12 protein-coding genes are annotated in these 21,470 nt (G+C 40.5%); 7 read left to right on the top strand and 5 right to left on the bottom strand.

All coding sequences use genetic code 11. The annotated features are described in order from the left end of the window. Positions 1-30: 30 nt before the first annotated feature. From HZA38_00860 to HZA38_00840, 5 genes are all read right to left on the bottom strand, one after another. Positions 31-1,605: a glycosyltransferase family 2 protein gene (locus HZA38_00860; protein MBI5414050.1), complete on the bottom strand. Its 1,575-nt coding sequence runs from the start codon at positions 1,603-1,605 to the stop codon at positions 31-33. 55 nt (positions 1,606-1,660) lie between these two features. Continuing rightward, complete coding sequence (locus HZA38_00855) at positions 1,661-2,461, bottom strand: dihydroorotate dehydrogenase electron transfer subunit (protein MBI5414049.1); 801 nt, start codon at positions 2,459-2,461, stop codon at positions 1,661-1,663. A gap of 88 nt (positions 2,462-2,549) precedes the next feature. Beyond that, positions 2,550-3,779, bottom strand: coding sequence for an O-antigen ligase family protein (locus HZA38_00850; GenBank protein MBI5414048.1), 1,230 nt, complete (start codon positions 3,777-3,779; stop codon positions 2,550-2,552). Between the two features lie 22 nt (positions 3,780-3,801). Continuing rightward, positions 3,802-5,244: an extracellular solute-binding protein gene (locus tag HZA38_00845; GenBank protein MBI5414047.1), complete on the bottom strand. Its 1,443-nt coding sequence runs from the start codon at positions 5,242-5,244 to the stop codon at positions 3,802-3,804. Between the two features lie 231 nt (positions 5,245-5,475). Continuing rightward, positions 5,476-6,813, bottom strand: a complete 1,338-nt coding sequence (locus tag HZA38_00840; protein MBI5414046.1) for a glycosyltransferase — start codon at positions 6,811-6,813, stop codon at positions 5,476-5,478. 181 nt (positions 6,814-6,994) lie between these two features. Between HZA38_00840 and HZA38_00835 the strand changes: the two genes are divergently transcribed. The 7 genes from HZA38_00835 (at position 6,995) to dnaE (ending at position 21,404) form a co-directional block, all read left to right on the top strand. Beyond that, a complete protein-coding gene (locus HZA38_00835; protein ID MBI5414045.1) occupies positions 6,995-8,395 on the top strand; it encodes a cysteine--tRNA ligase in 1,401 nt (466 codons plus the stop codon). A 30-nt stretch (positions 8,396-8,425) separates the two neighbouring features. Beyond that, positions 8,426-8,587: a type II toxin-antitoxin system HicB family antitoxin gene (locus tag HZA38_00830; protein MBI5414044.1), complete on the top strand. Its 162-nt coding sequence runs from the start codon at positions 8,426-8,428 to the stop codon at positions 8,585-8,587. Between the two features lie 48 nt (positions 8,588-8,635). After that, positions 8,636-9,565 carry a hypothetical protein gene (locus HZA38_00825; protein MBI5414043.1) on the top strand — a complete coding sequence of 310 codons (930 nt, stop codon included), beginning with the start codon at positions 8,636-8,638 and terminating at the stop codon, positions 9,563-9,565. A gap of 592 nt (positions 9,566-10,157) precedes the next feature. Next, a complete protein-coding gene (locus HZA38_00820) occupies positions 10,158-14,984 on the top strand; it encodes an S-layer homology domain-containing protein (GenBank protein MBI5414042.1) in 4,827 nt (1,608 codons plus the stop codon). Between the two features lie 187 nt (positions 14,985-15,171). Next, entirely contained in the window at positions 15,172-15,711 is a 540-nt protein-coding gene (locus HZA38_00815; protein MBI5414041.1) for a tetratricopeptide repeat protein, read from the top strand. Between the two features lie 2 nt (positions 15,712-15,713). Further along, a complete protein-coding gene (locus HZA38_00810; protein ID MBI5414040.1) occupies positions 15,714-17,450 on the top strand; it encodes an S-layer homology domain-containing protein in 1,737 nt (578 codons plus the stop codon). 342 nt (positions 17,451-17,792) lie between these two features. Beyond that, positions 17,793-21,404: a DNA polymerase III subunit alpha gene (dnaE, locus tag HZA38_00805; protein MBI5414039.1), complete on the top strand. Its 3,612-nt coding sequence runs from the start codon at positions 17,793-17,795 to the stop codon at positions 21,402-21,404. The last annotated feature ends 66 nt before the right edge of the window (positions 21,405-21,470 follow it).

The raw sequence follows: 21,470 nt of genomic DNA, 5'->3' as shown, positions 1-21,470 counted from the left end.
AGAAATGGTACCGCTTTATTTCCTTAGTTTTTATATCGGAACATGACCATATACCTCCTTTGAAATTCTCTTTTTTTCAGTAACATTAAATTCCAATGGTTTTTTGAGAAAAAGACGTATTTGCGCATCAAGAGCCGGAAAAGATCCAAAGATAATAATGACTATGGGGAGAAAAATCCATTGCCAGAAGAGGGAGAAGAACTTCTTTCTCGTTGGAGCTTTTGGCAAGGTAATAAGAGAAACGGTCATGGATAAAACAATTCCAATGATCGCAACTCCAAAAAAGTTTTGGAGAAGATACGCCAAATTTACCGAAATATTTGTTTCACTAAATTCAGAACTCACTATTTGAGGCATTCGAATCGTAAATGTCACAAAAATTGCTGTAGTTGCCCACATAATATGCCCTTCTACGAGTCTCACAAATTGAAGAATCGTTTTTCCCAAGGGAAGCTCACGACGTTTTTTCCAAAAATTCACAGCGCAAAAAGGAATATCACTACATCCCCACGCCCATCTTCGCATTTGTTTGTATTGTCCCAAAACTGACCTGTAATAATTCGCATTGAGCACGGCATCCTGATAAATCGGGATAAAGAGAGGAACAACTTCATATTCTCCCTTGAAATGAAGAAAAGACCTCCAGAACTGATGTCCGTCTTCCACAATAGTGTCCACTGCCCAATAGTTCATTTCTTGAAGAGCAAGAAGCGGCTGAGCATGAGAAGAAAAGTTCCGAAGTCGATCAGGGCGACCACTTTCAATCATATGCCAGAATCCACTGGAAATGGCGAGAATTCTGTTGAGGAGAGGAACATCCCAAATATTGTTATAAAAAAGAGGAAGGGGCTGATAGCTCTGTTTTTGTCGATTGTTTTGAAGGCAAAAATGATACGTAAGACATGAAAAATATTGCACATCCACCTTGTTGTCAGAATCGAGAGTAGTCACGAGAATATTTCGGAGATCTTCATGAAGAGCAATCTGTGCAGAGACTTCTCGAACCGCAAAACTAATGTTTGAGCCCTTCCCCTGAACTTCTCCCGAAATGCCACCTGGATGTTCAACAAAAAAAAGATTTCCGAATATACCAGAAAATTCGTGTTTGAGAATTTCTGAATTTTTTCTCCCCAAAACGGATTTTCGTTCTTCTGTCGCAAGACATACAAATAATTTTTGAAGATCAAAATCCGAATTTTGAAGAGAAAAAAAGGTTTCTCGTAAAATTTCAATATCCTCATCGTACATTGCAATGATGACGAGATGTTTTACTTCTCTTGGAGAAATCCAATCTTTTTTCTGAATGAGTACATCACGAATATTTTTTTCCTCTCTTGTTAAGCATTCACCAGTTTCGAGACTGATTATTTTTTTTGCCCAATTCTCTGCTGCTGATTTCTTAAATTTCCAGAACGAAAATATGAGGAAAACAGAATATTCCACGGTTCGCATAAACCACAAAAATGCATATATCACCACAGAAACAGCGACTGCTTTTGGATACGAAAACGAGAGAAAAATCGGAACGAGAAGAAGAGAAAACGACAAAGTGGCAGGAAAAATCTCCCAAAAACGCCGATAGAGATATTCGCATGAAATCTTCATGGTCATAAGAGCGAAAAAGAAGATTTTTTCTCATCATACTTTGTTCCTGTCTTGATCACCACAGTATCTTCTGTCCCTCTGCTCCGCGATGATATTTCCCAAAATCAGAGAAATTTTGAAGAGCATAAGCTCCATCTTGAACTGGACCTTCTCGGCACATTCGCTCCCCTGTTCCATCTACAGTACATTGTCCGCATACGCCAAATCCACATTTCATATATCTTTCGAGAGAGACTTCACAGGGAACGGATTTTGCGACGCACATTTCTGCAATCACCTTCATCATTTTTTCCGGTCCACACGTCTGAACAAGGTCAATTTTTTCCTTCATAAGGAGACGTTCAAGAATATGAGTCACAAATCCACGTTCTCCTTTTGAGCCATCGTCTGTAGTAACAAAAGTTCGGAATCCAGACTCAGAACACTCTTTTTCAAAAAGAACATTTTGTCCTGACCGTGCACCGGTAATTGCGGTAACAGTATTCCCATTCTCAAGATGCCATACTCCACAATTATGAAGCGGAGCCATTCCATATCCACCGCCCACAAGAACAATATTTTTCTTTTTGGGAAGAGAATATCCTTTCCCAAATGGACCTCGAATCCCAATTGTGTCGCCGGGACGAAATGAACAAAGCGCATGTGAAAATGGTCCAACATCAGCAACCATAAGCCAAAACTCTCCATTTTTATCCCGAGAAATAGAAAAGGGTTTTTCATCTTTTCCCGGAATCCACACCATGACAAACTGTCCGGGAAAAGATTCCATTGAGACGTGAAAAACAAAAGTTTTTACCCCCTTAGCTGAGTCAAAAATTCTCTGAATTGGAATCGCGAGAGGACTGTTATTTCTCATTATGGGAAAGTAAGAATATCTCAAAAAAAGAGTCTCAAAAATGAAGAGAAAATGCAAGATGGAGAGATCAAGCAAAAATCCAGTCTTTTCAATCTTCATTCTGAAAAACAAGTCCTGCATAAATTCCAAAAAGAATCATCCCAAGAGTACTTGTAATGAGAAGATGATCAAAAAGTGCAAAAGTACAGACTGCAGCACTTATACCAAAAAACAACTTTCTGCGTTTAGGATCGGCATTTGCGAATATTTTTCTAATGATACTTCCTGAGAGAAATGCGAATATCAAAAATCCGACAATTCCTGTTTCACTTAAAATAAGAAGAAATACATTATGCACTGGCTGAAGTTGCCAGGGAAAAATGGGGACTATTTTTACGGCTTCTGAAAGAGAATTTCCAAGCCCAAGCCCAAAAATAGGATGTTTCAAAAAAATCTGAAAACTCACAAAAATTTGTAAAATTCTTTCAGATTCTGAAACAGACATATTGTCAAAAGTATGGCGAAAGAATATTACAAAAACACTCAGAACACTAAGAATAATAAAGGAGACAATGCGCTTGTCGATTTTGTCTAAAGTGTCGAAGCTGGCAATACTTCCAATGATAAGAGCAATGAGGGTTGCTTTGGAAAATGTGCAAAAAATTCCGAGAACAAGAAGAATTCGAAGCACTCTCCATTTTTGTATATTTTCGAGGAGGAGAAAAAATACAAAAACTAAAAAAAATCCAAGAATGTTTGGATGCTCAAGAGTACCTGTTGCCCTCCAGATTTCTCCAAATGGCGTTCGAAGGACAGGATCTCCAATAGGGAAAATTTCCGGAGAAAAAAAACTAAAGAGTGTTTGAGAAATTCCGAGAAGTGCTTCAAAAAGTCCGATATATGCCAACACGGAAACAAAAGATGTTTCACGAAAAAAATGATGGATAATTCCATAAAAAATTCCACCAACCATACACCACTTCAAAAGAAAATTGAGCGCCGCTCCAGAGACATTCCCCCCCCAAAGAGAGATACTTCCTACGACGAGAAAAAAGCTCCAAGAGAAAATGAGTGAGTGAGGAATCTTTTCTTTGTGTTTTGCATCATGGATGGAGCCGAGGTTCCATATTCCCAGAATAATGAGGAGAAATCCAAAAATGAAGAAACTCGGAGGCCAAAAAACTGTAGAAAATGGAGAAAAAATCCCACTCCAAAAACTCCCACTTTCCTCCACGTGAAATTTCATCGGAAGAAAAAGAGAAATGAGAAACGCTCCCCAGCAAATCTGAATCGCAGTGAACATCTTGCCGCTGCTGCGATGAGGGGAAGAGGAGACCATTTCTCGGTGGTTCCAAAAGAGACTATGATGCAAAGCAATTTTCTTCAGACTCAGGTTTTTCCATTTTTTTGAGAATGCAGTTCATCTGCTTTTCAGCGGTCTGAATACCGGCATCGACCGAAGTTTTGTTTTTTACAATTTCATCAACCACTTTTCCGAAAATCTCAAAAAATGCTTTTGGCTGGCGGGTAAGAAGGCTCTTTGCATACGGAGCCTGTCTCGCAAATGTCCCCCAGAATTTTTCTGTCGATTGTTCTTCGATCATATCTTGTCGAGACGTAGGTTTATTCGTTTTTTTGTGATATTCAACAAGACTCTCACGCGTTGAGAGAAATTTCAAAAAATCCCAAGCCACTTCGGAATTTTCACTCGTTCGTGAGACGACAAACGGATAATATTTTGCAAAAGCATCATTTTTTCCATTTTCAGTGGAAGTGGAGAACTGAGGAGATGGAGCGACTCCTACATTTTCCATCTGAATAGTTTGTTCGTTGGCGCGGGCAAGTCCATCTATCGCAATTTTAATCTCATTATACATATTGGAAAAACCAAAGATCATAGCAGTCTTTCCGCGGGCAAATACACCGATTTCCTTTTGTTCCGGATAAAGACTGGTAATATTCAAATTCCAAGACGCATGTTGAGAACTCGGAAGAGCAAAACTTGTATAGAGCTTCACTGCTTCTTTTACCGGGAAAAACGGATTCCCCGTTCCCGGACTCACCCCTTGAGCTCTCGAAAATTGCGCCTTTGCCCCCAAAGGCTCAAAAAGCTCTGCGCCCTCCTCAAGAAGAAGAAGCGAAAGAATATCGGGAAAATGCGAAATGTTCACAGCTTGCCCCAAAGCGATACCAGAAAGAGAAAATCTTTCAATACTCGTGTCGGCTTTTGAGAGAGCAAACGCTTGTTCCTCAAGGTCTTTCCACGTTTCAGCAGGCTTATTCGTAGAAGGAAGGTTATCGCGAAAAAGCTCCTTGTTATAATAAATAGCAAGCGTATCAATAAAGAGAGAGACTCCCCAAACCTGATCAAATCCATCGGCATCGGGAAGCACCAAATCGTCGTTTGCAACGCCGAGGAATGTCTCAGCAAATGTTTCAGGAATAAACGTATCTTTTGGAGACGGAAGTATTTTCTTAAGATAGCTTTGAACTGAGTCATTCCTGATAGCGAAAATATCTGGACCTCGCCCTTCCGCAAGCTCATTCAAAACGAGGTTTTCATACTCTTCCACATTTTGGAATTTTTTATAGGTAATATCTATATCGCGATGTTCACTTTCGTATGCTTGAATTTGACCTCGGAATGCATCTTCTGGATCAAAAAGGTTATAAAATACAAGAGTCTTTTTTTCCGTCTGAGTCGTTCCCGCTTTTGGATCAGGGGCCCCAGGATCCTCTCTTTTGGTACACCCAGAAAAGGCAAGAATGAGAATAAGAAGAAGGATGGGAAGAATTCTTTTCATTTTTTCTTTCTGAAGAAAAGCTGAGCGCAAGTTTTTCGCTCACGAACATTTTCTCTTTTTTCCTTATGAAGAGCAAATTATTTTCTCCATAAAAACGATGAAAAATGTGCACTGCTGCGTCAACTGCGCCAAAATTCGCTCGCCGTACCTAAAAGCACGACTCGCTGGAATTTTGGCTTGTTTCCTTGCATTGCAGCATTTTTGATCGTTTTTAGTTCAAATAAATATACCTCAATGTTTCTTGAGCTTCTGGATGAGCTTCCGAGAAAATTGCAAAGGACCTTTTGCTCGCAAGTATTGAATTCCGGCCTTCATTTTTGAAAACATACGGGCAGAATCTAAAAGGACTCTCCACGAATGAGCGCTGAGAGGGATGTCTTTTTCGAGCCACAACCTGATTGGAGTACATACGAGTTCATTTACCAGGATGTTTCGACAAACTTCGCCAGCATTTTTTGAATATGTCAAAAGAAGTTCTTTGTTTTTCTCAAGCTCTAAAATTGAATTTTTGATTTCGACAAAGTTGCCACTTTCGACAACCTGTCCACACTGCCATTTTCGAATATCATGTGCTATTTCACTTCCTTCTGTGGTGATCAAGGGGAGACCGAATTGGAGCATTTCTGTAAGCCGATTTCTCGCGCCTGTTTCTGTTTCAATGCACAAAATATCAGCCATTATTCCCACATTACTTTCTTCATATACTTTGGGAATATACTCCGGCTCGATCCATCCGAGAAAAATAAATCGATCTTGATAAGGAGATGCCTTTACCATTTTTTTAAATCGAGAAAAAGTATTCTCAGCGATATTCGGAATACTTCCTCCAGTTGTCACAAAATAAATATGGTCATTTTCTTTCATGGCTTCTTCAGTTCCATGAAACATCGTTGTGGCATCAAGCCAATTATTAAATCCGCCAACTTGAAGGAGAACAAACGCATTTTCTGGGACTCTTGTCCCTCGAAAATACTTCTTTTCATCGTGGTTCCTTTGAGAGAGAAGATTTTGTGGAACATTTGGAATGGCATGAACAAAATTTTCCAGAAATACTTCCTTCGTAAGTCGTCCCAAAGATGCGAGTTCTCCTAGCGTTGCAAATCGCTGTGCGCGTGAAACAGTTGAAATGCCGTCTGCTCTGAGGAGAATTGCTTTCTCTTGCTCCCATGCCTGAGCAATAAATGCATTGTGCTGAAGCTCACTGCTTTGCGCTTGTATTTCCGCCATAATCCATCCATTGAGATCCGCCCAAAAAGGAACTGACGAATCAATTACTTCTGAGGCAACATACGCAGGGAATGTATTCACCGCAATAACAGCATCAAATTTTTGTTTCGCATAAATTTCAGCGATTTTTATAAAGAGATGAGGACTTCTTCTGGAAATTTCAAAAGTGCGATCATTCTTCCAAATTCCGTGGTCATACTCATCTCCAATGAGGATAACTTTTACGCGATGAGAATTTTGAAGAGCACGAAGAAACTGGTATGTTCTGAGACCTCCGGCATTACACATCGGATGTTCTGAGTCTGGAAGTGGGCCCGCTCCAAAAAGGAGAATGTGTTTCATAAAGATGTTTTTCTTGACGATTTGTACTCGGAAGCCAAGCGAAAGTCAAGGAAGTGCAAAACTCAAAGATCAAAACAAAGCATTTTAAATTTCGCACTTCAAATTGCCGCTTGCAACTCCATATTCTTTTTGTAAGAATTCAGACATACACACAATATCTTTGAGTTTTGATCTTCCTTCTATGCAATTCCTCCTCCAAAACACCCTCAGTGGACAAAAAGAGACATTTTCGCCAAAGCACGGGAATCAAGTTGATTACTACTCTTGCGGTCCGACTGTCTACAATGTTGTCCACATTGGCAACTTACGAGCGTTCCTCAACGCAGACACTCTTTATCGCTGGATGAAATATGGCATGAAATACGATGTTCGCTGGGTGATGAACATTACCGATGTTGACGATAAAACCATTCGAGACTCTCAGAAAGAATTTCCAGAGATGAATCCGATGGAGGCTTTACTCAAGTTTACGAGAAAATACGAAGAGTTTTTCTTTCGAGATCTCGAAATCCTGAGTATTCATCGAGATTCTTTTTATAAAAACCCAAGAGCGACTGAGTCTATTCCTGAAATGCAGGAACTCATTCGGAGCATCATGGAAAGTGGAATTGGCTATGAAAAAGATGGTTCCATTTACTTTTCTTTGGAGAAATACACCGAAAAAAGCACATACGGAAGACTTGTTCATCTTAACCTTGATGCCATGAAAACAGGCTCTCGAACGCTTGCCGATGAAATTGAAAAAGAAAATGTGCAAGATTTTGTCCTTTGGAAAGCGCACAAAGAAGGGGAGCCATCTTGGGCCTTTTCTCTGAATGGGAAAAACTTTCCCGGAAGACCGGGGTGGCATATTGAGTGCAGTGCAATGTCGAAAGCAGCATTTAAAAAATTTCCTTTTGATATTCATTCTGGCGGAGTAGATCTCAAGTTTCCGCATCACGAAGATGAGATTGCTCAGAGCACTGCTGGTTACGCTGAAGATACTGCCAGGTTTTGGGTACACAATGAACATCTCCTCGTTCAAGGCAAAAAAATGTCGAAGTCACTGGGGAATTTTTATACTCTCCATGACCTTATGAAAAAGGGATTTTCTCCTGCGGCAATTCGCTTTTTTCTCGTCACGAATCATTATCAAACAAAGCTCAATCTTTCTGACGAGTCAATTTTTGCGGCAAAAAATTCGTTAGATCGCATTCACAATAAGGTGAGAGAAATTCAGAAAAATCCGGCAAAACAGGGGAAAAGCTTAAAAAAATACCGACAATCTTTTGAAGACGCTCTGTGTGATGATTTGAATACTCCTCAGGCAGCTGCGACTCTCTTTGAAGCGCTCGACGCTGAGTCGCCTCACCTTGAGGAGCTCGAAGAGTTTCTCCGCTTTGCCGAACAAATTTTTGGCGTTAATTTTTCCCCAAAGAACATTGAGGTTCCAGAAAAAATTCTCTCTCTCGCCAAGAAAAGGCAAGACGCAAGGAAAAGGAAAGATTGGAAAATGGCGGATGAACTCAGAAAGGAAATAGAATCACGAGGATATGAGGTGAGGGATGAGAAAGAAGGCATTGATTTTTTACAACAAAAATAGAGAGAATACTTCAGAATTTATTGCTTAAGCATGGCTCGCAATATAATTATTTCTAAAGGCGAAGATGGGTTTTTTATAGCGAATGTCCCGAGTTTACCAGGGTGTTTTTCACAAGGAAAAACCTACGCCGCAGTCCTCAAAAACATTACGGAGGCAATAGAACTCTATACTAAGGCTATTGAAAACAATTGATTACTTTGTTCAGCATATAGGAAAAAAGAAAAAGTTTTAATATTCCCTTTGAAAAAGCTCTTCGCGCTCCTCATTTGGCTCTGTTTCTTCATTTCCGGATCACTCCTTTCACTTTTTTATGTGCAGGGATGGAGGTTTGAATTCGCCACTGGTGAAGTCATGAAAACTGGAGTTCTTAGCATTTCTACAATTCCAGAAGAAGCGACACTTATTTTTTTAGATGACAAATTTGTCGGAAAGTCCCCGCAAGTTTTTCGCGGATTTCCTCTCGGAAAAGTACATGTTCGGCTTGAAGCGAGTAATTCAATTCCTCTTGAAACAGATCTCGTGGTTCGGGAAGATTTTGTAACAGAACTTGCGCATATCCACCTTCTTCCCAAAAATCCTCGAACTTTTATTACTCCGATTGGAAGCGCTGAGGAGGTCGTCTGGGATTCTGAAAAAAGAGGATATGTACGGCTCTTTCATGATCTCAGCATTATTGACGTGGTGAATTTCGTGACTTCTGAAAAATCAATTATTGAACTTACAGCGCCTCCGCGAAGCATTACTCTTACCAAAGAAGGAAAGCTCATGGCAACGCTCGAAAATGGCGCCATAGAGGCGCAAGATGTTTTTTCACAGGGAATTTTTTCTTCTGAAAAAGTGAGGAATATTGAAAATTTTTTCTCACTTCAAAGGCAAAAACTTCTTTCTTTCGAAAAAAATGAACTCTTTTTGAAGGATGTAAAAACCAAAAAAATCACAAAAGCATTTGCTCTGTCAGAACAAATTTTAGAAGCCTCATGGCTGAGTAAAAGCGATGATATCCTTATTGTAACGCCATCACAAATACTTTTTTGGAATGATGTAATGAAAACATCTCGAGTATTTCTTTCGGGTCTCAGTATCACAGAAACATTTTTTCTTTCGGATCAAAAACAGCTTATTTACAAAGAAAACAACATATGGAATAGTATTATTTTTGAAAAAAATTAATTCTTCTTTGGTCAAATTTTTGATTCAAAAACACTGAAACACTTGTAAAAATTCTTTTATAAAAAATGTATACAGTGAAACATGAAAACACAGTCTGCACCTTGTGTTTCATGGTTTTTGTATGTTTCTCTTCTGGCAAAAAAAAGTGTTTCACTTTTGAGAGGAAAAAGCACATATTTTTATTGACACCCTCCCTGCAAACCCGTAATATTCCTGCGATATATTTCGGGGCAAAACGCGTGGCGAGGGATTTTTTACTAAATTGATGCTTGTGGCCGAGTGGCCAAGTCAGGAGAGAGAGGTCTTTAAAATATCGGCAAAATGACAAACGGAAAGCAAAATTTTTACTCCGCTTCAGCGGAGTTAGATTTTAAATTTTAGATTAAATTAAGTTCGAATCTCCCTACAAACTGCGTACATTCTTCACCACCTGGTTTTTGGAAGATGCATGCATTCAAAGAAAATACATACCTACTGACTTTTGAAAAACGTTGTTTTCGTGAGTGGATATTTTTTTCACTCCGTTAATTTTTGAATTCTTGCTTTTGCAAAAAATTCAATTTTTTATTTCATTTTTTTATCCATATATTTTATGAAAACGCTAAAAAGACTCCTCGCGAGCCTTGCCTCATTAGCGGTCATGGCGAATATTCTCGTTGTTCCTCTTGCAGTAGCAGCAGGGACATACAGCGATGTTCCATCAGACCACTGGGGAATCGATTTTATTGAGGACCTTGTTGAAAAAGGGGTTTTGTCAAAGGACAACAAGACATTCCGACCAGATGACAAAGTTGCTCGTTCAGAGCTCGTCAAAATGGCCGTTTCTGCCTTTGTCGGGGAGATTGATTCTGAGGTAGTGGGAGATGTTGCATCCTTCAAGGATGTGCCGAACACAAAAGACAACTGGGTATTCGGGTGGGCAGAAATGGCCCTCTCGTATGATATTATCAAAAAGGCTGAATATTTCAGACCTACTGATCCAGCAACACGAGGAGAGGCACTTAAAGTCCTTATGGAGGCTGCTCCCATTGCTACTGACACCGATGGAACTACAAAGTTCGATGATGTCAGTGAAAAGAATGATTGGGAATATAAGTACGTAAAGGCTGCAGGAGACCTTTGTATCATTTCTACTGAGGGGAAAAAGAACTTTGAGCCAAAAAAGAATATCAGCCGAGTTGAAACTGCAAAATTGGTTTCACAAGTATTCAAGGCAAAGGAAAACGGAACTGCTTGTGAGGAAGGAACCACTCCCCCTCCTCCTCCAGAGGAAAAGAAACCAGTAACTTGTACTGCACCTGCAGTTGCCGTAGATACTGACGCCGATAAGATTGCTGATAAATGTAAGACACCAGTAACTTGTAAAGAAGGCGAGACTGCTGTTGATACTGATAAAGATACAGTAGCTGACGCATGTCAGAAAAAAGACCTTACATGTAAGACAGATGAGGTTGCTGTTGATTCAGACAAAGATGGCGTACTCGATAAGTGTGAGGTGAAAGTGGTAACACCGCCAGCAACCGGAACACTTGAAGTTTCACTCAATGCAGGGTCTCCAGCTGCGAGATCTGTTCCATATCGTGCATCTGGCATTGACCTTGCAAAGTTTGATTTCACCGCTGCAAGCGACGATGTTATTGTCAAGAATGTCATAGTTACACGAAATGGTATTGGAAATGATAACGAGTGGGCGAATCTTTACTTGTACAAGGGGGAAAATCGTCTTACCGCAGGTAAGTCAATCAACTCATCAAATCATGCTGCTCAATTCAATTCGGTAAATATTACCGTGAAGAAAGGGACTACAGAAACTCTTACGTTGAAGGGTGACGTTACTGCAACACAGGCAAATGCAGGAGGAGAGAGTTCGTTTGCCATCGTTGCTAAGGAAGATGTGGTTATTGAGGGAGCAGGCGTTTCTGGAAATTTCCCTGTTTCTGGAAATACAGTCAAAACTCTCAGCACAGTTCAGGCTGGACAGTTAACTATTGCGTTAAGAGGAACTCTTACGAACCCAAAAGTGGGCGAAAAGAAGGTCTCTATTGCACAGTTCAGTCTTACTGCAAGCGGTGAGGATGCTCTTCTCCAGTCAATATCGCTCTTAGTTGCGGGATCCATTACTGCTGGAGATGTGCAGAATGCAGTTCTCTACGAAGGAGATACGGAAGTTGCAAAGGTGGATGCTGTAAACTCTCAGGACCTCCTGGTGTTTAATCTCGCTACACCAAAAGTGATTGAAAAAGGAAATGTTCGAAACTATACGGTAAAGGCAGATTTAGTGACCGGACGTGCGAATGATACCCTTTGGGTATATCTTGATGAAGCAACAGACTTGAAAGCAAAGGGAGGCACTTATACTGAAGGGGTGAATGTGGCCATGGGAGGATATGACAACGGTGCCAATGATGGAACAGATTCATCTCGAACGACTCTTGTTGGAGGTGACGTGACGATCTCTACATCTGGTCCTGCTGCAGGCAGAGTGTCTGTAAATGGAAAGGATCTTGTCCTTATGAACTTCACCATTGCTTCAGGAACAGACGTTACTTTCAAAAACTTCCCAATACGTCTCGTTACAACTGAAACAGGTGCTGATACTACTCGAGGATTTATAAATTCTGATGATACTTCGAATAGTAATTTTACCGATATCAAAATTACCTCGACAACAGCAGGAAAGGCCATCACTCTTGGACCTATTACTGGTCTTTCTCTCACTTTCGCCAATCCTGTCGACTATACAACCGTTGTTACAGAGGCTAACGATACTACAGGATATTACTCATTTACGGATGAGTTCTCTATGAAAGCAGGAGAATCTATTGACTTTCAGCTTACGGTTGACATTGCGAATGAGGATGAGCTCAACGGTGAAACAATTTTGGCATATCTTGAGCTTTCTGGGACTAGACCAGAACTCAAGGATGTAAATAGCAAAGTTCTCACCAATGCAAATTCTCTTGTTCCGACTACAGCAGTAGAAGGAAGAACGATGGAAATTAAAACTCCTACTCTTACAGTTGCGCCTGCGTCAGTAGTCGTAAGCCAACAATATGTAAAGGGAACAAGAAATCTCTGCTTTGGTGCGTATACGCTTGAGGCTGGAGATGCGTCAGATGTTACTCTAACGGATCTTGTATTTACGGGATACCTTGATGAGGATGGTGATACATATAACGATGGAAATGGTGCTACTGCTGAGGCAGGTCTTGATAACAATGTTCGTCTCAACTCTCTTGTTCAAAGTTTGAGTTTATATGAGGGGGACACACAGGTTGGGGAAAAGGAAAGCGTTGTTCTTGCGGGAACTGCAACCTTTAACAACCTGAAATATGTTATTGAGGCAGGAACTACAAGGATTGTAAAGGTATGTGGCGATGTTTCTACAAGTGCATTTGTGAATAACACAAATGATCGTATTGCTTTCGGAATAGCTGCAAGTGCGATTACCGCAAAAGATAAATCCGATAATCCTGTATCGCAAACAGGAACAGCAAACACAACACCTGATGTTGTTGCTACGATTATCAACGGAGGAACACTCACGCTTTCAATAGACTCTTCCACGCCTGAAGAGGATATCGTATATGCTGGAAAAGCTGATGTTGAAATTTCTAAGGTAAAATTTACAGGGACAAGTGAGCCATTTGAAGTACGAAAGTTTACCGTGGCAAATGGGTATGGTGCGACCCCTTCAGATTGGAATAATAATATCGCTTCAATAAAGGTTACGTATAAGAATGAGAAGGGTGAAACCAAGACAAAAGTTGGTTCGTTTAATCCTGCTGCGGACAGCGTGTATACATTCTCCTTTTCTACTGTCGATGGAGGAATCTATGTTCCAAAAGATGGAAATGCCATCGTTACGCTTTCTGCTACCCTGAATGGAGTGAATAGCGGTGCTACTGCTGGAGAAGGAGTTGACCTTTACCCAGTGTTAACTGAGATAGATGCTCTTGCAAAAGGCTCAAATAGCGTATATCGCCCATGGACAATGGATGATAACACTGGAGGAGCGGGCTCTATTGCGGACGAAGAGCTCAGAATCTTAGATGGCAGTATTACTTTCGATGATTCCCGTTTTATAAACACAGTTGATTATGAAATGAGTGCTGTGGCAGATGCAGATCTTACAGGTACGGATACGCTGGGTGGCTCGGCTTCCTTCCATGTCAATGTGGGTAATGCCGATCCAAATCCTCTTCCAATCGGTACATTTATATGTCCTACTGATGACGCTCATAATGCTGACGTTTCTTGCAGCGCTGCGACCGATGATATTTATGTGGTAACAGCGTGGACAGACACGGCAGTAGCACATGATCTTGTAACAGGAATTCTTATTAATGATGCAGGAGATGCAAGTTATGCTGCAGATACTGATGTGGATTATGCAGTTCCGGGAACGCAATTCTTTACATCTACAAAACGAATTTATATTTATGAAAACAAACCAGTAGTTGCTATTTCTGCAAGTAGTCCAAAAGGATCACATTCGACATCTTCAGTTGATGATGCGTTCATTTTCACCATCACTGCTCAAGGGCAAGATCAGGTGCAATTTAGAATGGGAGTTAATCCATCCACTTCAGATGAATGGGATGCTGTTGTGGACGGTGCTGCTGCCAATGAATCTGATGTGTCAGTCACTCAGTTCGTAAGTTCGCCAAACTCTATGCGAATCAAATTGAATGGCGATGCTGATGATGCATGGTATTTTGACAATAATGTTGAGATGTCGAGCTATACACGCGCTAGCTTCTGGTACTATGTTACGGATAGTGTGACAGATGACACCATTGCTGGTGCAAATATCAGCTTGGCAGCGAATAATGCCGCAGATGCTGCTGAAACAGCTACTTTGGCACTTAGTACAACGACTCTTTTAGAATCTCAATGGGTCTTTGTTGATGGAGCGTTTGCACCAAATGCTTCGAGTGAGTTCATTGGACTCCTCTTTACCGGAGCAACTGGAGCTACCGAGGCTACGGATTATATCTACATAGATCAAATAACCTTGTACAACGAAAAGCTTCAACTTGCTATTTCCTCTGATTCTCTGAAGAATACCGGAGTTTCGGGTGCTGATGGATCTGAGGCAGTACTCAAGGAGGGATCGACTGTAGTTGCTACTGGATATGTTGATATTACTACCAACACCTCAGCTGCTGTGCTTCAATTCGTTCCAATTACTCGAAATCTTGAGATTGGAGCAGGCGACACCAAGACGTATACAGTTCAGATAAACTCTGCAAACCTCATAACACTTGAGAGTGGCGCTGATAACTTGAGGTTCGAATTCTCACCTGGAACTTCATCTAGTGCAGGGACTCTCTATTGGAACGACACCAATACGACTGTAACCTGGCTTGGTAACGTCACAGCAAGTTCTGTAACAGGACCAAACATCGAGTACTAATATATTATTTTGTTATTTGCTTTACACTTTTGTATCTTCGTAAGATTTGTATATTCAAAAAGCCCCTCCAAATGCTGGAGGGGCTTTTTTGTGTGAATGTTTTTCAAGGCTATAAATGAAAGGTTGAATTTTGTGCACGATATCAATTACAATTACTGGGCATTGAAAAATTTATCTATCGTTTTTTATGAAAAAATATTCCGTCTCACTCCTTATTCTTGGTTTACTTTTTTCCGGTTGTGTTTCTGAAAAACTTCCTCAAAAGCCTGAAGACATGCCTGATGTGCAATATGAAAAATATATTGAACTCATTAAAAGCACACGCCAAACAATAAAAGAAACAAAAGATGCTTTTCCAACGCAGGCATATTTGGACATGGGGCTCTATTCACAGATTTTACAAGATTATGCCGCAGCAGAAGATGCATATAATGCTGTTCTCGAGGTTGTCCCCACGAACAACCTCGCCCTCAACAATCTTGCGGTGGTAAAAGAAGAGCAGGGGAAAGACGAGGAGGCGCTGCTCCTTTATGGCAGGCTCATTGATGCCGCTCCAACGAGCTATGAGGCAATGAACGATCTTGTTCGACTTTTCAAAAAAACTGGACGTGTGCAAGATGGAAGAAAAACGTTAGAAAATTTTATAAAGAACTTCCCTCAGGAGAAGAAAAACGATGCTTTCCTCAAGTTTGTTTCGGACATGTTTATTTCTCTTAATGAAAAATAATTATGAAAAAAATATTTTTTCCATTGATTATTCTCATCGGCTTTTTGTATTTTCCACCACTCTCTCTTGCTGCCCCAACTCTTTCTTCTAGCTCTGACCAATCGTTTAATCTCTACCAGGGAGTGACGAGTCTTCGCCCATTTACAGTCACAGATGTTATTGGCGGAGAGATTACCAAAGATTTTGGGATAAAAATTTCGCTCCCAGAAGGATTATCATCAATATTTGATACAAAACTCTCTAAAGAACAGTTCTCGGTAAGTGGAACAGCTGTAACAAATGGGCGCGTTGCAACGAATGTACAATTACAATTTGAAGATAAAGGAAGGGCGATTAAGATTGCGATTCTTAACGATTTTATAAAAGGAGAGCAGGTGATTCTTAACGGCCTTTACCTGAAAGATATCTATGTAGAAACAAAAACAGGGGCGATGGAATATCCAATGCTCGCCTATAGTGTTACAGGAACTGTTCGTGGATCCGACCGTTTGATTGGGTATAAAATTAATACAGATGACAGAAATAGACCTGACATCCCAACAAGTTTTACAGCGGAAATTGATAAAAGCGGAGGAATAATTCTCAAGTGGAATGATCCATGGGATCTTGATTTGAGTCGAATAAATATTTATCGTGGGAAAAACTTGCCCGCATCAGCAACTGTATTTCAGGTAGTTCAGCCAGGAATCCAACAATTTATCGATACGGACGTTATCATCGGGGATGTTCTTGAATATAGTATAGAGGCAAATGATGGGAGAAATGCGAGCGACCTTGTTGGCCCTCTCAATATCACCGTCACCGCCTACGTTCCGCCACCTCCTACCCCAGTCGTATGTCCAGAAAATGAAATTGGAATTGATACGAATAATGACACTATTCCTGATACTTGCCAAAAAAAGCCAGTAACATGTTTGGAAACGGAAGATGCGGTTGATACAGGGAGCGATGGAGTTCCTGATACCTGCAAGAAAAGACCAATTGTGTGCGCTGAAGGAGAGACGGCAAAAGATACCGATGCTGACGGAATTAATGATACGTGTGAAAAAATAGTTCCTCAGGGAAAAGTATGCGGAGAAGGGGAAACACCAATTGATACGAATAATGATGGAGCTACAGACGATTGCCAGAAAAAAATAAAAGAACCGATGGAACTTCCAAAAGCAACATTTGCTGATGCAGTTCTTGTCAATTTTGCCGATTATATTAATCCTTTCAAAGATACGATTCTTACAAAGCTCACCGGAGAGGCAGCGGCGGAGCTTTTTCGACGTGGAGTCATAAAAGGACAAGGAGATAGTGGAAAGTTCCGCGGAGATCTTCCGGTAAACCGTGCTGAGGCTGCAAAAATGCTCCTTCTTGCTCGATATGAGACCATAGATGAGGTTTCCTATGATGGAAGATTTTCAGACGTTTTAGAAGGCGAATGGTACACAGAATTTATTGCCGCTGCTGCGGAAAAGGGGATTATTAACGGTTACCCAAATGGAACATTCCGTCCTGAAGGAACTATTAACGCTGCAGAATTCCTCAAAATGATGGCGCTCACGTTTGAACTTGAACTCGATCTTGATTATGACTACTCCGACATTCCCGCAGATGCATGGTTTGCAAAATATGTTGGAATTGCAACAAGATATGAACTTTTTCCAGATCGCATAAATACGCTTGATCCGGGGCATGATCTTACCAGAGATGAGTTCGCAACGGCGATATTTCAATATTTGAAGAATCGGTGAGGCTGCAAGAAGCAACCCCCTCTAACTCCCCCTTGTCAGGGGGAGAATCTCAAGTGTATCTTTACTCTTCGTCATCCCGATCACCTCGTGAAGCGTGAGGATAACGACATATCAGTGTGCGATACCAAGAGGAGGGATCTCTTATCACGAAAAATGGACACTGCATAAAGTGTTCGAGATTGGCGAAAAGAGATGCCTCCAAAAAGACGTACCCACTTTTTTGCTGAATTCGTTAAAAAGATTTCATGTCTGCAGTCGGCATGACGGGGAAGGAAATTTTGTCAATTTTTCATTCCGAGGAGATTTTGCTACAATCTCCGCGCCCTTTCCTCCTCCCAAAGATTGTCAGATTTTGTTCATCTTCATGTTCATTCGCACTATTCCCTTCTCGATGGACTCGGGAAGGTGGAGGATTATGTAAAGAAGGCAAAAAAATTGGGAATGAAAGCCATTGCGCTCACAGATAAGGGAAATGTGTATGGACTCATTGATCACTATAAAGCGTGTAAAGAAAATGGAATAAAACCGATTCTCGGGTGTGAAGTCTTTATGGCTTTTCGCAGTCGATTCGATAAAGAGCCAGGAATTGATAATCAGCGATTTCAGCTCATTCTTCTCGCCAAAAATATGACGGGATATGAGAATCTCCTCAAACTTTCTTCCGAAGGATTTTTGACAGGAATGTATTATAGACCTCGAGTCGACATGGAACTTCTCCGAGAATATTCGGAGGGGATTCTTGCGATTCTTCCAAGAGTGAATAGCGAAGTTTCTTTTCATCTCGTGAATGGAAATGAAAAAGAAGCGGAAAAAGCGCTTCAAAAGTATCAGAGCATTTTTGGGAAAGATGTATATCTCGAAATGCTCTTTCGCCCCAAATATGAGTCGGATGAACTTCTCACAAAAGGAATTCATGAACTTTCTCAAAAAACAGGAGTTCCACTCGTGGCGACAAATGATGTCTATTATGTCGAGGAAGATGATGCCGAAGCGCATGACACGCTTCTTTGTCTCCAATACAACCAAATTAAAAATGATCCGAACAGATTTCGTCTTACCGAGCACAATCTCTCTTTTGTGACCGGCGAAGAAATGGAAAAATGGTTTTCTGAATTTCCAGAAGCTCTTATAAATACCAAAAAAATTGCAGAAGAATGTTCTATAGAATTTGAATTTGGAGTTCACAGGCTTCCGAATTTCCCAATTCCAGAAGGATATTCCTCTCCAAAAGAATACCTGAGATTTTTGTGTGAAAAAGGAATTTCCAGAAGATATCATTTTGAAAAGGAAGCGGAAAAAAAAGCATCTCAAATATCTCAAGATGAAGTGCTAAAACGCATGAATTTCGAGCTCGACATCATTGGAACGATGGGATTTGATTCATACTTTCTTATCGTGCATGATTTTGTGGGATGGGCGAAAAGTCATGGAATTGCCGTTGGTCCGGGAAGAGGATCTGCGGCGGGTTCGATCGTGGCATATCTCTTGGAAATTACCGATCTCGATCCGCTCACGTACGACCTTCTTTTTGAAAGATTTTTAAACCCAGAGCGAATTTCTCTTCCAGATATTGATCTCGATTTTGCTGACGATCGGCGCGATGAAGTTATTGAATATGTTCGTGAAAAATACGGGCGCGATCACGTTGCCCAAATTTGTACATTCGGAACCATGGCAGCGAGAGCAGCTGTAAAAGATGTTGGAAGGGTGATGGGACTTCCATTTCAAGAAATGAATGAATTCGGAAAACTGATTCCGGAAAGACCAGGAACAACACTTGAAGAAGCGGAAAAAAAATCACCGGAGCTTGCTTTAAAGCTCCAAAATGATGAAATTGCACGGCAGGTGTATGAAAATGCAAAAAAATTTGAAGGGAATGTCAGACATATTTCTGTCCACGCATGTGCCGTCGTGATTGCTCCAGAACCGATTTTAAAATTCACAGCGGTGCAACATCCGCCAAAAGATGATAATACAATTATTACTCAATATTCTGCAAAACCGCTCGACGCCCTTGGACTTCTCAAAATGGATTTTTTAGGACTTCGAAATTTGACGATTTTGGAACGCGCAAAATTTATTCTCTTCAAAACAAAAAAACTTGATCTGAGTCTTTCTCAAATTCCCATGGATGACAAAGAGACCTTTAAGCTCTTGTCGGATGGCTCCACAACTGGTGTTTTTCAAATGGAATCAGCGGGAATGACGAGATATTTGAAAGAGCTAAAGCCCACACATTTTGAAGACATTATCGCCATGGGCTCTCTCTACAGACCAGGACCAATGCAATTTATTCCCGACTATATCAAAGGAAAACACGGAAAAGCAGATATCAGGTATCCGCATATAAGCCTTGAAAAAATTCTAAAACCCACGTATGGAATTGCCATTTACCAAGAACAAATTCTCCAAATAGCACAAGTTTTTGCTGGATTTTCTCTCGGACAAGCAGATATTTTGAGAAGAGCTATCGGGAAAAAAATTCCAGAAGAACTCGCTTCTCAAAGACAAAAGTTTATTGATGGCGCCAAAAAATTAGGACATGATGAAAAACTCGCTATGAAGATATTTGATGAAGTCGTTGAACCATTTGCCGGATATGGATTTAATCGATCTCATGCGGCTGGATATGCGCTTATTACCTATCAAACGGCATATCTTAAAGCTCATTATCCGACTGAATTTTTTGCTGCGCTTCTCTCCTGTGATAAAGAAAATACCGATCGTGTTATCCTCGACATCGAAGAAGCGAGGCATTTTGGAATTACGGTACTTCCTCCGGATATTACGGAATCAAATGCAGATTTTACCGTTACAAAATCAAAAGAGATTCGTTTTGGACTCATGGCGGTAAAAGGAGTGGGACAAGGTGTAGTAGAAGAGATTATCAAGGCACGAGAAAGTGAACCATTTGCAAATTTCGCTGATTTTCTTTCGAGGGTTTCTCCAAAAGCAATAAATAAAAAATCGATTGAATCTCTTGCAAAAGCGGGAGCTTTTTCTCAGTTTTTAGATCCAAAAGAGATCATCGAAAACTTAGAAGAAATTCTCCGGTTTGCGAAACAAGAATCTCAGCCTCGTGATGAGAATCAACACACTCTTTTTTCAGGAGAATCACTTGAAAAAAAAGAACTCCGACTTCCAAGAACAGCACATGCGAAGTTTTCAGAAAGGCTCAAATGGGAAAAAGAAGTTCTCGGGATCTATGTTTCGAGTCATCCGCTCCAGGGAATGCGCCGATTTTTTGAAACGAAAGGAGTTCCAATTTCCACCATTCCAAATTCTGTTCGATATGGGAAAAATAAAATAACTCTTCATGGTCTTTGTACAAATATTCGCAAACTCATTACGAAAAAAAATGAGGTCATGGCAATTGTTACCATTGAAGATTTGACGGGAAAAGTTGAGGCAGTTCTTTTTCCAAAATCATACGCTGGATTTCAAATATTTCTTGAAGAGGATTCGTTCATGTTTCTTACGGGAAAAGCGGAGAAAAGGAACGGAGAATGGCAAATAGTCGTCGATTCACTGACCTCAAAAGAACTCGAAAAAGTCCGAAATGAAGCGGAAAAGGAAGGATTCCTTGATGAAAATGAAGAGTTCTTTTCCACAAAATCAGTGGAGAATATTCCTGAAATGTTTTTGTCTGAATCTGAGCCGGGAAGCGAAGAAACAGTCTCATTTCCAGAGGAAGAAAGTCCTGATGAAAATATTAAAATTGAGGAAAAATGGCAACAAACGGAAGAGAATTCTCCTTCAGAGTTGCCGTTTCGAATTCCACTTCCCGATGCATTTTCACGGGAAAAAATGAAGAAGTTGAATCAACTCTTGTCTGAGTATAAAGGAGATCAAGAAGTAGAATTGCTTTTTCAAAATCACACGCTCCTTTTTCCCGAAAGAGTATCAGTTGGTACCACTTTAAAAAAGAAGATAGAAGAACTTTTTCAAGAGTAGAATTGGAAAAGTAATTCGTGAATTTTTTTGGTGTTTTTTGAAAGAAAAAGCACTTTTTTCGCGTAT

The sequence above is a fragment of the Candidatus Peregrinibacteria bacterium genome (genome assembly GCA_016220175.1).
Lineage (GTDB): Bacteria > Patescibacteriota > Gracilibacteria > CAIRYL01 > CAIRYL01 > JACRHZ01.
Note: the sequence above shows the minus strand (reverse complement) of the source record. Positions and strands in the feature narration are given on the sequence as shown.

Excerpts from the sequence above, each read along its gene's own strand:
- HZA38_00810 (MBI5414040.1), top strand. The coding sequence starts at position 15,714 with ATGAAAAAAATATTTTTTCCATTGATTATTCTCATCGGCTTTTTGTAT.
- HZA38_00840 (MBI5414046.1), bottom strand. The coding sequence starts at position 6,813 with ATGAAACACATTCTCCTTTTTGGAGCGGGCCCACTTCCAGACTCAGAA.
- HZA38_00860 (MBI5414050.1), bottom strand. The coding sequence starts at position 1,605 with ATGAAGATTTCATGCGAATATCTCTATCGGCGTTTTTGGGAGATTTTT.
- HZA38_00835 (MBI5414045.1), top strand. The coding sequence starts at position 6,995 with ATGCAATTCCTCCTCCAAAACACCCTCAGTGGACAAAAAGAGACATTT.
- HZA38_00820 (MBI5414042.1), top strand. The coding sequence starts at position 10,158 with ATGAAAACGCTAAAAAGACTCCTCGCGAGCCTTGCCTCATTAGCGGTC.
- HZA38_00850 (MBI5414048.1), bottom strand. The coding sequence starts at position 3,779 with ATGGTCTCCTCTTCCCCTCATCGCAGCAGCGGCAAGATGTTCACTGCG.
- HZA38_00830 (MBI5414044.1), top strand. The coding sequence starts at position 8,426 with ATGGCTCGCAATATAATTATTTCTAAAGGCGAAGATGGGTTTTTTATA.
- HZA38_00855 (MBI5414049.1), bottom strand. The coding sequence starts at position 2,461 with ATGAGAAATAACAGTCCTCTCGCGATTCCAATTCAGAGAATTTTTGAC.
- HZA38_00815 (MBI5414041.1), top strand. The coding sequence starts at position 15,172 with ATGAAAAAATATTCCGTCTCACTCCTTATTCTTGGTTTACTTTTTTCC.
- HZA38_00845 (MBI5414047.1), bottom strand. The coding sequence starts at position 5,244 with ATGAAAAGAATTCTTCCCATCCTTCTTCTTATTCTCATTCTTGCCTTT.